The following is a 13,933-nucleotide window of genomic DNA, read 5'->3' as shown; positions in this document are numbered from 1 at the left end:
CGCTCTCTGCTCCGCCAGGAGGAAAGGCCTTGAAAGACCTACTGAATTTGCTGAAAAACCAGGGTCAAGTCGAAGAGTTCGACGCCATCCGTATCGGATTGGCCTCGCCTGAGATGATCCGCTCGTGGTCGTTCGGTGAAGTTAAAAAGCCGGAAACCATCAACTACCGTACGTTCAAACCTGAGCGTGACGGTCTGTTCTGCGCCAAGATCTTTGGCCCGGTAAAGGATTACGAGTGCCTGTGCGGTAAGTACAAGCGCTTGAAGCACCGTGGTGTGATCTGCGAGAAGTGCGGCGTTGAAGTTGCACTGGCCAAGGTTCGTCGTGAGCGCATGGCGCACATCGAACTGGCTTCGCCGGTTGCCCACATCTGGTTCCTGAAATCGCTGCCGTCCCGTATCGGCCTGCTGATGGACATGACCCTGCGTGATATCGAACGCGTTCTCTACTTCGAGAGCTATGTCGTTATCGATCCGGGCATGACCACTCTTGAAAAAGGTCAGCTGCTGAACGACGAGCAGTACTTCGAAGCGCTGGAAGAGTTCGGTGACGATTTCGACGCCCGCATGGGTGCCGAAGCTGTCCGCGAACTGCTGCACGCTATCGACCTGGAACACGAGATCGGCCGGCTGCGTGAAGAAATTCCGCAAACCAACTCCGAAACCAAGATCAAGAAGCTGTCCAAGCGTCTGAAGTTGATGGAAGCCTTCCAGGGCTCCGGCAACCTGCCAGAGTGGATGGTGCTGACCGTTCTGCCGGTTCTGCCGCCAGATCTGCGTCCACTGGTTCCACTGGATGGCGGTCGTTTCGCGACTTCCGACCTCAACGATCTGTATCGTCGAGTGATCAACCGTAACAACCGTTTGAAGCGCCTGCTGGATCTGTCCGCTCCGGACATCATCGTGCGCAACGAAAAGCGTATGTTGCAGGAAGCTGTCGATGCACTGCTCGACAACGGTCGTCGTGGCCGCGCTATCACAGGTTCGAACAAGCGTCCTCTGAAATCCCTGGCTGACATGATCAAGGGTAAGCAAGGTCGTTTCCGTCAGAACTTGCTCGGTAAGCGTGTTGACTACTCCGGTCGTTCGGTAATTACCGTTGGTCCGACCCTGCGTCTGCACCAGTGCGGTCTGCCGAAGAAGATGGCTCTCGAGCTGTTCAAGCCGTTCATTTTCGGCAAGCTGGAAATGCGTGGTCTGGCGACCACCATCAAAGCGGCCAAGAAAATGGTCGAGCGCGAACTGCCAGAGGTTTGGGACGTTCTCGCGGAAGTGATTCGCGAACACCCGGTTCTTCTCAACCGTGCACCGACCCTTCACCGTCTGGGTATCCAGGCGTTTGAACCGGTACTGATCGAAGGTAAGGCTATCCAGCTGCACCCTCTGGTCTGCGCCGCGTACAACGCCGACTTCGACGGCGACCAAATGGCCGTGCACGTACCGCTGACGCTGGAAGCCCAGCTCGAAGCGCGTGCGTTGATGATGTCGACCAACAACATTCTGTCGCCAGCCAACGGTGAGCCAATCATCGTTCCGTCGCAGGACGTTGTATTGGGTCTCTACTACATGACTCGTGAAGCGATCAACGCCAAGGGCGAAGGTCGTGTGTTCGCGGATCTGCAGGAAGTTGACCGTGTGTTCCGTGCCGGCGAAGCCGCACTGCACGCCAAGATCAAGGTTCGTATCAACGAAACCGTGAACGATCGTGACGGCAACAGCGTGAACAACACCCGTATCGTCGACACCACTGTCGGCCGTGCGCTGCTGTTCCAGGTTGTGCCAAAAGGTCTGTCGTTCGACGTCGTCAACCTGCCGATGAAGAAAAAGGCGATCTCCAAGCTGATCAACCAGTGCTACCGCGTGGTTGGTCTGAAAGAGACCGTGATCTTTGCTGACCAGTTGATGTACACCGGTTTTGCCTACTCGACCATTTCCGGCGTTTCCATCGGTGTTAACGACTTCGTTATCCCGGATGAGAAAGCCCGCATCATCGGTGCTGCCACCGACGAAGTGAAAGAGATCGAGAGCCAGTACGCCTCCGGCCTGGTAACCCAGGGCGAGAAGTACAACAAAGTGATCGACCTTTGGTCGAAAGCGAACGACGAAGTCTCCAAGGCGATGATGGCCAACCTCTCGAAAGAGAAAGTCATCGACCGTCACGGCGACGAAGTCGAGCAAGAATCGTTCAACTCGATGTACATGATGGCCGACTCGGGTGCGCGGGGTTCCGCAGCACAGATTCGTCAGCTGGCCGGTATGCGTGGTCTGATGGCCAAGCCGGACGGTTCCATCATTGAAACGCCGATTACTGCGAACTTCCGTGAAGGTCTGAGCGTACTCCAGTACTTCATCTCGACTCACGGTGCTCGTAAAGGTCTGGCGGATACCGCGTTGAAAACTGCGAACTCCGGTTACCTGACTCGTCGTCTGGTAGACGTGGCGCAGGATCTGGTCGTGACCGAGATCGATTGCGGCACCGAACACGGTCTGCTGATGACTCCGCACATTGAAGGCGGTGACGTTGTAGAGCCGTTGGGTGAGCGCGTATTGGGTCGTGTCATTGCTCGTGACGTATTCAAGCCGGGTACCGAGGACGTTATCGTTCCTGCAGGCACTCTGGTAGACGAGAAGTGGGTTGAGTTCATCGAGCTGAACAGCATCGACGAAGTAATCGTGCGTTCGCCGATCAGCTGCGAAACCCGCTATGGCATTTGCGCCAAGTGCTACGGCCGTGACCTGGCTCGTGGTCACCAGGTGAACATCGGTGAAGCGGTCGGCGTTATCGCTGCCCAGTCCATCGGTGAGCCGGGTACCCAGCTGACGATGCGTACGTTCCACATCGGTGGTGCGGCAAGCCGTACTTCCGCAGCCGACAGCGTTCAGGTGAAGAATGGCGGTACCGTCCGTCTGCACAACCTGAAACACGTTGAGCGTGTGGATGGCAACCTGGTTGCCGTGTCTCGTTCCGGTGAGCTGGCAATCGCTGACGACTTCGGTCGTGAGCGCGAGCGTTACAAGCTGCCGTACGGTGCCGTGATTTCGGTTAAAGAAGGTGACAAGGTCGACGCTGGCGCAATCGTGGCCAAGTGGGATCCGCACACTCACCCGATCGTTACCGAAATGAAAGGTACCGTGACCTACGTGGGCATGGAAGAAGGCATCACGATCAAGCGTCAGACTGACGAATTGACCGGTATGACCAACATTGAAGTACTCGATGCCAAAGACCGTCCGGCTGCCGGCAAGGACATTCGTCCTGCGGTGAAGATGGTTGATGACAACGGCAAGGATCTGTTGCTGCCAGGCACTGACGTTATCGCTCAGTACTTCCTGCCAGCCAACGCCCTGGTCGGTGTTGCGGACGGTGCGAAGATTGCGATCGGTGACGTTATCGCTCGTATCCCGCAAGAAACTTCGAAAACCCGTGACATCACCGGTGGTCTGCCGCGTGTTGCCGACCTGTTCGAAGCCCGTCGTCCGAAAGAGGCGTCGATTCTGGCTGAAGTCAGCGGCACCATCGCGTTCGGTAAAGAGACCAAGGGCAAGCGCCGTCTGGTCATTACCCCGAACGACGGTAGCGATCCGTACGAAGAGCTGATTCCGAAGTGGCGTCACCTGAACGTGTTCGAAGGCGAACAGGTAAACCGCGGCGAAGTTATCTCCGACGGTCCGAGCGATCCGCACGACATCCTGCGTCTGCTGGGTGTAAGCGCGTTGGCCAAGTACATCGTCAACGAGATCCAGGACGTTTACCGCCTGCAAGGCGTGAAGATCAACGACAAGCACATCGAGACCATCCTGCGTCAGATGCTGCGTAAAGTTGAGATCTCCGAGTCCGGCGACTCCAGCTTCATCAAGGGCGACCAGATGGAACTGACTCACGTACTGGTGGAAAACGAGCGCTTGGCGACCGAAGACAAATTCGTGTCCAAGTTCACTCGCGTGCTGCTGGGTATCACCAAGGCGTCGTTGTCGACTGAATCGTTCATCTCGGCGGCCTCCTTCCAGGAGACCACTCGCGTACTGACCGAAGCAGCGGTAACCGGCAAGCGCGATTACCTGCGCGGCCTGAAAGAAAACGTGGTTGTGGGTCGTCTGATCCCGGCCGGTACCGGTCTGGCTTATCACAGCGAGCGCAAGCGTCGTCGTGATGCAGACAAGCCGTTGCGCGTAAGCGCCAGTGAAGTGGAAGCTGCACTGACCGAAGCGCTGAACTCGAGCGGTAACTGAGTTCTGCGAAAAAATGAGCTGAGGCCCTGATCAAGCCGTTCATCGAATCAAGACAATTTGTCGAGGTTCGACGAGCGGGGAGGTCGGGGCCTTGCCTTGACTGGGGACAAGATCCTCTTTAGACTCTTGATCCCCTAAATTTGGCGGGAATTCGTTCCTGCCATTTTGCTTTTCTTGCAAGACAATAGCGTCGCAAGACAACAGTGGAGCTAGTAGATGGCAACTATCAACCAGCTGGTACGTCAGCCGCGTAAGCGTATCGTCGAGAAATCCGACGTGCCTGCGCTGCAGAACTGCCCGCAACGTCGTGGCGTGTGCACCCGTGTGTACACCACTACGCCGAAAAAACCTAACTCGGCACTGCGTAAAGTATGCCGTGTGCGTCTGACCAACGGTTTCGAGGTTTCCTCGTACATCGGTGGTGAAGGCCACAACCTGCAAGAGCACAGCGTGGTACTGATCCGCGGCGGTCGTGTAAAAGACTTGCCAGGTGTTCGTTACCACACCGTTCGCGGCTCCTTGGATACTTCCGGCGTTAAAGGCCGTAACCAGGGTCGTTCGAAGTACGGTACCAAGCGTCCGAAGTAATCGGCCGTTTTGCAGTTTTTCATTTTATTGAGTCGATAAGAGTAAGGTCGGGCGCGCATCCACTGGATCTGTCCCGAGCTAACCTGAAGACCGTTTGAGGGCTTATCAATGCCAAGACGTCGCGTAGCAGCAAAGCGTGAGATTCTGGACGATCCGAAATACGGAAGCCAAATCCTCGCCAAATTCATGAACCACGTTATGGAAAGCGGCAAGAAAGCCGTTGCCGAGCGTATCGTTTATGGTGCCCTGGAAACCGTTGCGGCTCGCAAGACCGGCACCGATCCCCTGGAACTCTTCGAAAAAGCACTCGACGCCATCGCTCCGCTGGTCGAAGTGAAGTCGCGCCGCGTTGGTGGTGCTACTTACCAGGTTCCGGTCGAGGTTCGTCCGTCCCGTCGTAACGCTCTGGCAATGCGCTGGTTGGTAGACTTCGCCCGCAAGCGTGGCGAGAAGTCTATGGCTCTGCGCTTGGCTGGCGAGCTGCTGGATGCTGCTGAAGGTAAAGGTGCTGCTGTTAAGAAGCGTGAAGACGTGCACCGTATGGCCGAAGCTAACAAAGCTTTCTCGCACTACCGCTTCTAATTTTAGCTTCACTAATTTTGCGAGGGCTTTATGGCTCGTACTACTCCGATTAGTCGCTACCGTAACATCGGTATCGTCGCTCACGTGGATGCTGGTAAAACCACCACCACCGAGCGCGTCCTTTTTTACACTGGCAAAAGTCACAAAATGGGCGAGGTGCATGATGGCGCCGCGACCACAGACTGGATGGTTCAGGAGCAGGAGCGTGGTATTACCATTACTTCTGCTGCCATTACCGCCTTCTGGAAAGGTTCCGAGAAGCAGTACCCACACGAGCATCGCTTCAACGTAATCGATACCCCGGGCCACGTAGACTTCACTATTGAAGTAGAGCGTTCCCTGCGTGTACTCGACGGCGCTGTCGTTGTGTTCTGCGGTACTTCGGGTGTTGAGCCTCAGTCGGAAACCGTATGGCGTCAGGCCAACAAATACGGCGTTCCACGTCTTGTTTACGTAAACAAGATGGACCGTGCTGGTGCCAACTTCCTGCGCGTGATCGGTCAGATCAAACAGCGTCTGGGTCACACTCCGGTGCCGATCCAGCTGGCTATCGGTTCGGAAGATAACTTCCAGGGCCAGATCGACCTGATCAACATGCAAGCTGTCTACTGGAACGACTCTGACAAGGGTATGGTTCCGGTTCGCAAGGAAATCCCTGCGGACATGCTTGAACTGGCTGAAGAATGGCGCAACAACATGGTTGAAGCCGCCGCCGAAGCCAGCGAAGAGCTGATGAACAAGTACCTGGAGGGTGAAGAGCTGTCGATCGAAGAGATCAAGGCTGCTTTGCGTGCGCGTACTATCGCCGGTGAAATCGTTCTGGCTGTTTGCGGTTCTTCGTTCAAGAACAAGGGTGTTCCCCTGGTTCTCGACGCCGTTATCGACTTCCTGCCTGCTCCGACCGACATTCCTGCTATCAAGGGTTCCAACCCTGATAACGAGGAAGAAGAGATGGAGCGTCATGCAAGCGACGACGAGCCGTTCGCGGCCTTGGCGTTCAAGATCGCTACCGACCCATTCGTGGGTACCTTGACCTTCGTCCGCGTTTACTCGGGCGTGTTGAACTCCGGCGACGGCGTGATCAACTCGGTTAAAGGCAAGAAAGAGCGCGTGGGTCGTATGGTGCAAATGCACGCAAACGCCCGTGAAGAGATCAAGGAAGTACGCGCTGGCGACATCGCGGCCCTGATCGGCATGAAGGACGTCACCACTGGTGAAACCCTCTGCAACGCTGACAAGCCAATCATCCTGGTTCGTATGGACTTCCCGGAGCCGGTTATTTCGGTTGCCGTAGAGCCTAAGACCAAGGATGACCAGGAAAAAATGGGTATCGCTCTGGGCAAGCTTGCTCAGGAAGACCCGTCTTTCCGCGTTAAAACTGATGAAGAGACTGGTCAAACGATCATCTCCGGCATGGGCGAGCTGCACCTGGACATCCTGGTTGACCGGATGCGCCGTGAGTTCAACGTCGAAGCCAACATCGGCAAGCCACAGGTTTCGTACCGTGAGCGCATCACGAAGAACTGCGAAATCGAAGGCAAGTTCGTTCGTCAGTCCGGCGGTCGTGGCCAGTTCGGTCACTGCTGGATTCGCTTTGCTCCTGCTGACGAAGGTCAGGAAGGTCTGCAATTCCTGAACGAAGTAGTGGGTGGTGTGGTTCCTAAGGAATACATCCCGGCTATCCAGAAGGGTATCGAAGAGCAGATGAAGAACGGCGTTGTTGCCGGCTATCCGCTGATCGGCCTGAAGGCTACCGTGTTCGATGGTTCTTACCACGACGTCGACTCCAACGAGATGGCGTTTAAAGTGGCTGCTTCCATGGCGACCAAGCAACTGGCCCAGAAGGGCGGTGGTGAGTTGCTCGAGCCGATCATGGCGGTAGAGGTTGTTACGCCTGAAGACTATATGGGTGATGTGATGGGCGACCTTAACCGTCGTCGCGGCATGATCCAGGGTATGGAAGACACAGTGTCCGGCAAGGTTATCCGTGCCGAGGTTCCACTGGGTGAGATGTTCGGTTATGCGACCGACGTTCGTTCCATGTCCCAGGGTCGCGCAAGCTACTCTATGGAATTCAAAAAATACGATACGGCTCCGTCGCACATCGTCGAATCCGTTACCAAAAAACAAGGCTGATTCAGCCCCTTTAGGCTAGGAGTTAATTGTCGTGGCTAAAGAAAAATTTGATCGTTCCCTACCGCACGTAAACGTTGGCACCATCGGCCACGTTGACCACGGTAAAACCACTCTGACCGCTGCTCTGACTCGCGTCTGCTCCGAAGTTTTCGGTTCGGCCGTAGTTGAGTTCGACAAGATCGACAGCGCACCAGAAGAAAAAGCTCGCGGTATCACCATCAACACCGCGCACGTTGAGTACAACTCGAACATTCGTCACTACGCTCACGTTGACTGCCCAGGTCACGCTGACTACGTGAAGAACATGATCACTGGTGCTGCGCAGATGGACGGCGCGATCCTGGTTTGCTCGGCCGCTGATGGTCCGATGCCGCAAACCCGTGAGCACATCCTGCTGTCCCGTCAGGTAGGCGTTCCGTACATCGTGGTTTTCCTGAACAAGGCTGACCTGGTAGACGACGCTGAGCTGCTGGAACTGGTTGAGATGGAAGTTCGCGACCTGCTGTCCACCTATGACTTCCCAGGCGACGACACTCCGATCATCATCGGTTCTGCTCGTATGGCGCTGGAAGGCAAAGACGACAACGAAATGGGCACCACCGCTGTTAAGAAGCTGGTGGAAACTCTGGACAGCTACATCCCAGAGCCAGAGCGTGCTATCGACAAGCCTTTCCTGATGCCAATCGAAGACGTGTTCTCGATCTCGGGTCGCGGTACTGTTGTGACCGGTCGTATCGAGCGCGGTATCGTTCGCGTTCAAGACGCCCTGGAAATCGTTGGTCTGCGTGACACCACCACCACCACCTGCACTGGTGTTGAGATGTTCCGCAAGCTGCTGGACGAAGGTCGTGCTGGCGAGAACTGCGGCGTTCTGCTGCGTGGCACCAAGCGTGACGACGTTGAACGTGGTCAGGTTCTGGTTAAGCCGGGTTCGGTTAAGCCGCACACCAAGTTCACCGCAGAAGTTTACGTTCTGAGCAAGGAAGAAGGCGGCCGTCACACTCCGTTCTTCAAAGGCTACCGTCCACAGTTCTACTTCCGTACTACTGACGTGACTGGTAACTGCGAGCTGCCAGAAGGCGTTGAAATGGTAATGCCAGGTGACAACATTCAAATGACTGTTACCCTGATCAAAACCATCGCGATGGAAGACGGTCTGCGTTTCGCAATCCGTGAAGGCGGCCGTACCGTTGGTGCTGGCGTCGTAGCTAAAATCATCGAGTAATCTCTTTATTGAGTCAGCTTTGATGAGTTGAAAAAGCCCCCGCTTAGCGGGGGCTTTTTTATTGGGTTGACACCTATCTGGGGCGTCTATAGAATTGCGCCTCCTTTTAACGGGCGTATTGCGCCCGGTGGGAATAGCAGCCGGAGTCTGAAATCCAATGCAAAATCAGCAAATCCGTATCAGGTTGAAGGCTTTTGACCATCGCCTGATCGACCAATCAACCCAGGAAATCGTGGAAACCGCGAAACGTACTGGTGCTCAAGTGCGTGGTCCAATTCCACTGCCTACCCGTAAAGAGCGGTTCACCGTTCTGGTTTCTCCGCACGTCAACAAAGACGCGCGTGACCAGTACGAGATCCGCACTCATAAGCGCGTTCTGGACATCGTCCAGCCAACGGATAAAACCGTTGATGCACTTATGAAGCTTGATCTTGCGGCCGGTGTGGAAGTGCAGATCAGCCTCGGCTAAGACTCGGTCTTGGTCGTGTAACGCTCTGAAATGGGCGGCCATAGCGGGTGAAAGCCCCGTACACTCATGAGGTTTACAACATGACTATTGGTGTAGTCGGTCGTAAAGCGGGTATGACCCGTATTTTCACCGAAGAAGGTGTCTCCATTCCGGTCACGGTCATTGAGATCGAGCCGAATCGCGTCACCCAGTTCAAAACTGAAGAAACCGATGGCTATCGTGCAGTGCAAGTCACTGTCGGCGAGCGTCGTGCTTCCCGTGTTACAGCTGCTCAAGCTGGCCACTTCGCCAAGGCGAACGTTGCCGCTGGTCGTACCGTAATGGAATTCCGTCTTGAAGAAGGCGAGTACCAGGCCGGCGATCTGATCAACGCTGAAATCTTCGCTGCTGGTCAACTGGTTGATGTAACCGGTCAGTCCAAAGGTAAAGGCTTCCAGGGTACGATCAAGCGTTGGAACTTCCGCGGGCAAGATAACACCCACGGTAACTCCGTATCCCACCGCGTCCCAGGCTCTATCGGCCAGTGCCAGACTCCTGGTCGTGTATTCAAGGGCAAAAAAATGTCCGGTCATATGGGCGCTGAGCGCGTGACCGTGCAGTCCCTGGAAGTAGTGCGCGTGGACGCTGAACGCAATCTGTTGTTGGTCAAGGGCGCTGTACCTGGCGCTACTGGCGGCAACCTGGTTGTACGTCCGGCAGCCAAGGCTCGCGGTTAAGGGGAAGCTGACATGCAATTAAATGTAAATGACGCTCAAGCGATCGAAGTTTCCGAACTGACATTTGGCGGCGAGTTCAACGAGACGCTGGTTCACCAAGCAGTCGTGGCCTACATGGCTGGCGGCCGTCAGGGTAGCAAGCAGCAGAAGACCCGTTCCGACGTTCGTGGTGGCGGCAAGCGCCCATGGCGTCAGAAAGGTACTGGCCGTGCTCGTGCCGGTACTATCCGCAGCCCAATCTGGCGCGGCGGCGGCACCACCTTTGCAGCTCGTCCACAGGATCACTCCCAGAAGCTGAACAAGAAGATGTATCGCGCAGCAATGCGTTCCATCCTTGCTGAGCTGGTGCGTACTGATCGTCTGGTCGTGGTTCAGGATTTCGCAGTTGAAACTCCGAAAACCAAAGACCTGCTGGGCAAACTGAACAACATGAGCCTGACCGATGTTCTGATCGTGTCGGATGCTGTTGATCAGAACCTGTACCTGGCTGCTCGCAACCTGCCGCACGTAGATGTACGTGACGTGCAAGGTTCCGATCCAGTTAGTCTGATCGCATACGACAAGGTGTTGATCACCGTGTCGGCCGTGAAGAAATTCGAGGAGCTGCTGGGATGAACCAGGAACGCGTATTTAAAGTTCTGCTTGGCCCGCACGTTTCCGAGAAGGCTACGGTTCTGGCAGACAAGAAAGGCCAGTTCGTTTTCAAGGTTGCTACTGACGCAACCAAGCTGGAAATCAAGAAGGCCGTCGAAAGCCTGTTCAGCGTGAAGGTTGAGCGTGTTACTACCCTGAATGTTCTGGGTAAGAGCAAGCGCACCGCTCGCGGTCTGGGCAAGCGTAATGACTGGAAGAAGGCAGTTATCTCCCTTCAGCCAGGCCAAGATCTCGATTTCAGCAGCAGTGCTGAGTAAGGAAGGGGTGCATCATGGCAATCGTTAAATGCAAACCGACTTCCCCTGGCCGCCGTTTTGTGGTCAAGGTGGTCAACCAGGAGCTGCATAAAGGCGCTCCTTACGCACCGCTGCTCGAGAAAAAATCGAAGTCTGGTGGTCGTAACAACAATGGCCGTATTACCACTCGTCACATCGGTGGTGGTCATAAGCAGCATTATCGTCTGGTCGACTTCCGTCGCAACGACAAAGATGGCATCGCTGCCACTGTCGAGCGTATCGAATACGATCCAAACCGTACTGCTCACATCGCTCTGCTGCTGTACGCAGATGGCGAGCGTCGCTACATCATCGCCCCTAAAGGCGTGAGCGCTGGCGACCAGCTGATCGCAGGTGCTCTGGCACCGATCAAGCCGGGCAACGCTCTGCAACTGCGCAACATTCCAGTTGGTAGCACCGTACACGGCATCGAACTGAAGCCAGGTAAAGGCGCGCAAATCGCTCGTTCCGCTGGCGCTTCGGCTCAGCTGATCGCTCGTGAAGGCGTTTACGTGACCCTGCGTCTGCGTTCCGGTGAAATGCGTAAAGTGCTGGCTGAGTGCCGTGCGACCCTGGGCGAAGTCTCGAACTCCGAGCACAGCCTGCGTTCGCTGGGTAAAGCTGGTGCCAAGCGCTGGCGTGGCGTTCGCCCAACCGTTCGTGGTGTTGCCATGAACCCGGTTGACCACCCACATGGTGGTGGTGAAGGTCGTACCTCTGGTGGTCGTCATCCGGTATCGCCATGGGGCTTCCCGACTAAGGGCGCGAAGACTCGTGGTAATAAGCGTACCGACAAAATGATCGTCCGTCGTCGCAAGTAAATAGAGGGATACGACAGTGCCACGTTCTCTGAAAAAAGGTCCTTTTATTGATCTTCACCTACTGAAGAAGATCGAAGTGGCGGCGGAAAAGAACGATCGCAAACCAATTAAGACTTGGTCGCGTCGTTCGATGATCCTGCCACAAATGGTCGGTCTGACCATCGCAGTACACAACGGTCGTCAGCACGTCCCAGTTCTCGTTAACGAAGACATGGTCGGCCACAAACTGGGCGAGTTCGCCGGTACCCGCAACTATCGCGGGCACGTGGCAGACAAGAAAGCCAAGCGTTAAGGGGTAAGGAAATGGAAGTAGCCGCTAAGTTGTCGGGCGCTCGAATCTCCGCCCAGAAAGCCCGCTTGGTCGCCGACCAGATCCGCGGGAAGAAGGTGGGCGAAGCGCTCAACCTGTTGGCTTTCAGCAGTAAGAAAGCCGCCGAGATCATGAAAAAAGTGCTGGAGTCGGCCGTAGCCAACGCCGAGCATAACGAAGGCGCAGACGTTGATGACCTGAAGGTCAGCACCGTTTTCGTCAACGAAGGGCGTTCGCTGAAGCGCATCATGCCACGTGCCAAAGGCCGTGCTGATCGCATCGTCAAGCGGTCTTGCCATATCACTGTCAAGGTTGCTGACAAGTAACGGAGTCGAAGAGATGGGTCAGAAAGTACATCCCATTGGCATTCGCCTGGGAATCGTCAAGGAGCACACCTCCGTCTGGTACGCAGACGGTCGGACTTATGCGGACTACTTGTTCGCTGATCTGAAGGTGCGTGAATACCTCCAAGACAAACTAAAAAGCGCGTCCGTAAGCCGTATCGATATCCATCGTCCGGCCCAAACTGCACGCATCACCATCCACACCGCTCGTCCAGGTATTGTTATCGGGAAGAAAGGTGAAGATGTTGAGAAACTGCGTCAGGACCTGACCAAGCAAATGGGTGTGCCTGTGCACATCAATATCGAAGAGATCCGCAAGCCGGAGCTCGACGGTATGCTGGTTGCGCAGAGCGTAGCTCAGCAGCTGGAGCGTCGTGTAATGTTCCGTCGCGCCATGAAGCGCGCTGTACAGAACGCCATGCGCATTGGTGCCAAAGGCATCAAAATCCAAGTGAGCGGTCGTCTCGGCGGTGCTGAAATCGCACGTACTGAATGGTATCGCGAAGGTCGTGTGCCACTGCACACCCTGCGTGCCGACATCGACTATGCCAACTACGAAGCTCACACCACTTACGGTGTGATCGGTGTAAAGGTTTGGATCTTCAAAGGCGAAGTAATTGGTGGTCGCCAAGAAGAGCTGAAGCCACAAGCACCAGCGCCTCGTAAAAAAGCTGCTAAGTAAGGGGTACGCCAAATGTTGCAACCTAAGCGTACGAAGTTCCGCAAGCAGATGACCGGCCACAACCGTGGTCTGGCACTGCGCGGTAGCAAAGTCAGCTTCGGCGAGTTCGCGCTGAAGTCTGTAGCTCGTGGTCGTCTCACCGCTCGTCAGATCGAGTCAGCGCGTCGTGCACTGACCCGTCACGTAAAACGTGGCGGCAAGATCTGGATCCGTGTATTCCCGGACAAGCCGATCTCCAAGAAGCCTCTCGAGGTTCGTATGGGTAAAGGTAAGGGTAACGTGGAGTACTGGGTTGCCCAGATTCAGCCAGGCAAAGTCCTGTATGAAATCGAGGGTGTTTCTGAAGAGCTGGCGCGTGAGGCTTTCGCCCTGGCTGCTGCAAAGCTGCCGCTCGCCACCTCCTTTGTTAAACGGACGGTGATGTGATGAAAGCGAATGAACTTCGTGAAAAATCCGCACAGCAGCTGAACGAGCAACTGCTCGGCTTGCTGCGCGACCAGTTCAATCTGCGCATGCAGAAAGCAACTGGCCAGTTGGGGCAGTCTCATCTGCTCTCGCAAGTTAAGCGTGACATTGCTCGCGTGAAGACTGTGCTCAACCAGCAGGCAGGTAAGTGATCATGGCTGAAGCCGAAAAAACTGTCCGTACGCTGACTGGCCGTGTTGTCAGCGACAAGATGGACAAAACCATCACCGTTCTGATCGAGCGTCGCGTTAAGCACCCGATCTACGGTAAATACGTTAAGCGTTCGACTAAGCTGCACGCGCACGACGAAACCAATCAGTGCCACATCGGCGACAAAGTCACTATTCGTGAAACTCGTCCGATGGCCAAGACCAAGTCTTGGGCGCTGGTTGATGTTCTCGAACGCGCTGTGGAAGTCTAAGGGCTAGGGGTCGGAG

At 55.5% G+C, this 13,933-nt stretch carries 16 protein-coding genes; all 16 read left to right on the top strand.

Translation table 11 applies throughout. The features are described 5' to 3' along the window. Positions 1 to 29: 29 nt before the first annotated feature. The 16 genes from rpoC to rpsQ all read left to right on the top strand — a co-directional run bounded on the left by rpoC (position 30) and on the right by rpsQ (position 13,917). Positions 30 to 4,229: a DNA-directed RNA polymerase subunit beta' gene (gene rpoC / locus K3819_RS26130; protein ID WP_064599784.1), complete on the top strand. Its 4,200-nt coding sequence runs from the start codon at positions 30 to 32 to the stop codon at positions 4,227 to 4,229. 216 nt (positions 4,230 to 4,445) lie between these two features. Further along, positions 4,446 to 4,817 carry a 30S ribosomal protein S12 gene (gene rpsL, locus K3819_RS26125; RefSeq protein WP_003186084.1) on the top strand — a complete coding sequence of 124 codons (372 nt, stop codon included), beginning with the start codon at positions 4,446 to 4,448 and terminating at the stop codon, positions 4,815 to 4,817. A gap of 108 nt (positions 4,818 to 4,925) precedes the next feature. Next, the gene (gene rpsG, locus K3819_RS26120; protein ID WP_007957592.1) at positions 4,926 to 5,399 is read left to right on the top strand and encodes a 30S ribosomal protein S7; all 474 of its coding nucleotides are present in this window, start codon (positions 4,926 to 4,928) and stop codon (positions 5,397 to 5,399) included. A 30-nt stretch (positions 5,400 to 5,429) separates the two neighbouring features. Then, positions 5,430 to 7,535 carry an elongation factor G gene (gene fusA, locus K3819_RS26115; protein WP_064599781.1) on the top strand — a complete coding sequence of 702 codons (2,106 nt, stop codon included), beginning with the start codon at positions 5,430 to 5,432 and terminating at the stop codon, positions 7,533 to 7,535. Positions 7,536 to 7,566: 31 nt separating this feature from the next. Then, positions 7,567 to 8,760 (top strand): elongation factor Tu, encoded by a 1,194-nt coding sequence (gene tuf / locus K3819_RS26110; RefSeq protein ID WP_010220303.1) that lies wholly within the window; start codon positions 7,567 to 7,569, stop codon positions 8,758 to 8,760. Positions 8,761 to 8,917: 157 nt separating this feature from the next. Beyond that, positions 8,918 to 9,229, top strand: coding sequence for a 30S ribosomal protein S10 (rpsJ, locus tag K3819_RS26105; protein WP_003186070.1), 312 nt, complete (start codon positions 8,918 to 8,920; stop codon positions 9,227 to 9,229). Between the two features lie 80 nt (positions 9,230 to 9,309). Further along, positions 9,310 to 9,945 carry a 50S ribosomal protein L3 gene (gene rplC, locus K3819_RS26100; RefSeq protein ID WP_007955641.1) on the top strand — a complete coding sequence of 212 codons (636 nt, stop codon included), beginning with the start codon at positions 9,310 to 9,312 and terminating at the stop codon, positions 9,943 to 9,945. Positions 9,946 to 9,957: 12 nt separating this feature from the next. Continuing rightward, entirely contained in the window at positions 9,958 to 10,560 is a 603-nt protein-coding gene (gene rplD, locus K3819_RS26095; RefSeq protein WP_003228735.1) for a 50S ribosomal protein L4, read from the top strand. Beyond that, the gene (gene rplW, locus K3819_RS26090; RefSeq protein WP_002555488.1) at positions 10,557 to 10,856 is read left to right on the top strand and encodes a 50S ribosomal protein L23; all 300 of its coding nucleotides are present in this window, start codon (positions 10,557 to 10,559) and stop codon (positions 10,854 to 10,856) included. The genes rplD and rplW overlap by 4 nt, the downstream gene beginning before the upstream one ends. Positions 10,857 to 10,870: 14 nt before the next feature. Beyond that, a complete protein-coding gene (gene rplB / locus K3819_RS26085) occupies positions 10,871 to 11,695 on the top strand; it encodes a 50S ribosomal protein L2 (RefSeq protein ID WP_221398198.1) in 825 nt (274 codons plus the stop codon). A gap of 16 nt (positions 11,696 to 11,711) precedes the next feature. Continuing rightward, positions 11,712 to 11,987 (top strand): 30S ribosomal protein S19, encoded by a 276-nt coding sequence (gene rpsS, locus K3819_RS26080; protein WP_011336172.1) that lies wholly within the window; start codon positions 11,712 to 11,714, stop codon positions 11,985 to 11,987. 11 nt (positions 11,988 to 11,998) lie between these two features. Further along, the gene (gene rplV, locus K3819_RS26075) at positions 11,999 to 12,331 is read left to right on the top strand and encodes a 50S ribosomal protein L22 (protein WP_003103908.1); all 333 of its coding nucleotides are present in this window, start codon (positions 11,999 to 12,001) and stop codon (positions 12,329 to 12,331) included. Positions 12,332 to 12,344: 13 nt separating this feature from the next. Continuing rightward, entirely contained in the window at positions 12,345 to 13,031 is a 687-nt protein-coding gene (gene rpsC / locus K3819_RS26070) for a 30S ribosomal protein S3 (RefSeq protein ID WP_003176422.1), read from the top strand. A gap of 12 nt (positions 13,032 to 13,043) precedes the next feature. Continuing rightward, entirely contained in the window at positions 13,044 to 13,457 is a 414-nt protein-coding gene (gene rplP / locus K3819_RS26065) for a 50S ribosomal protein L16 (RefSeq protein ID WP_003228729.1), read from the top strand. Beyond that, complete coding sequence (rpmC, locus tag K3819_RS26060; RefSeq protein ID WP_002555481.1) at positions 13,457 to 13,648, top strand: 50S ribosomal protein L29; 192 nt, start codon at positions 13,457 to 13,459, stop codon at positions 13,646 to 13,648. Before rplP ends, rpmC begins: the two co-directional genes overlap by 1 nt. Positions 13,649 to 13,650: 2 nt before the next feature. Beyond that, a complete protein-coding gene (rpsQ, locus tag K3819_RS26055) occupies positions 13,651 to 13,917 on the top strand; it encodes a 30S ribosomal protein S17 (protein ID WP_003194644.1) in 267 nt (88 codons plus the stop codon). The last annotated feature ends 16 nt before the right edge of the window (positions 13,918 to 13,933 follow it).

Origin of the sequence: Pseudomonas sp. 3-2, assembly GCF_019710535.1 — a bacterium.
Lineage (GTDB): Bacteria > Pseudomonadota > Gammaproteobacteria > Pseudomonadales > Pseudomonadaceae > Aquipseudomonas > Aquipseudomonas pharyngis.
The sequence above is the reverse complement of the archived record's forward strand: the minus strand, read 5'-3'. Positions and strand labels throughout refer to the sequence as shown.

Bases quoted from the DNA above. Each gene is read 5' to 3' on its own strand.
- fusA (WP_064599781.1), top strand. From the start codon at position 5,430: ATGGCTCGTACTACTCCGATTAGTCGCTACCGTAACATCGGTATCGTC.
- rplC (WP_007955641.1), top strand. From the start codon at position 9,310: ATGACTATTGGTGTAGTCGGTCGTAAAGCGGGTATGACCCGTATTTTC.
- rpsG (WP_007957592.1), top strand. From the start codon at position 4,926: ATGCCAAGACGTCGCGTAGCAGCAAAGCGTGAGATTCTGGACGATCCG.
- rpsJ (WP_003186070.1), top strand. From the start codon at position 8,918: ATGCAAAATCAGCAAATCCGTATCAGGTTGAAGGCTTTTGACCATCGC.
- rplW (WP_002555488.1), top strand. From the start codon at position 10,557: ATGAACCAGGAACGCGTATTTAAAGTTCTGCTTGGCCCGCACGTTTCC.
- rpsC (WP_003176422.1), top strand. From the start codon at position 12,345: ATGGGTCAGAAAGTACATCCCATTGGCATTCGCCTGGGAATCGTCAAG.
- rplD (WP_003228735.1), top strand. From the start codon at position 9,958: ATGCAATTAAATGTAAATGACGCTCAAGCGATCGAAGTTTCCGAACTG.
- rplB (WP_221398198.1), top strand. From the start codon at position 10,871: ATGGCAATCGTTAAATGCAAACCGACTTCCCCTGGCCGCCGTTTTGTG.
- rpsQ (WP_003194644.1), top strand. From the start codon at position 13,651: ATGGCTGAAGCCGAAAAAACTGTCCGTACGCTGACTGGCCGTGTTGTC.
- rplP (WP_003228729.1), top strand. From the start codon at position 13,044: ATGTTGCAACCTAAGCGTACGAAGTTCCGCAAGCAGATGACCGGCCAC.
- rpsL (WP_003186084.1), top strand. From the start codon at position 4,446: ATGGCAACTATCAACCAGCTGGTACGTCAGCCGCGTAAGCGTATCGTC.
- rplV (WP_003103908.1), top strand. From the start codon at position 11,999: ATGGAAGTAGCCGCTAAGTTGTCGGGCGCTCGAATCTCCGCCCAGAAA.
- rpmC (WP_002555481.1), top strand. From the start codon at position 13,457: ATGAAAGCGAATGAACTTCGTGAAAAATCCGCACAGCAGCTGAACGAG.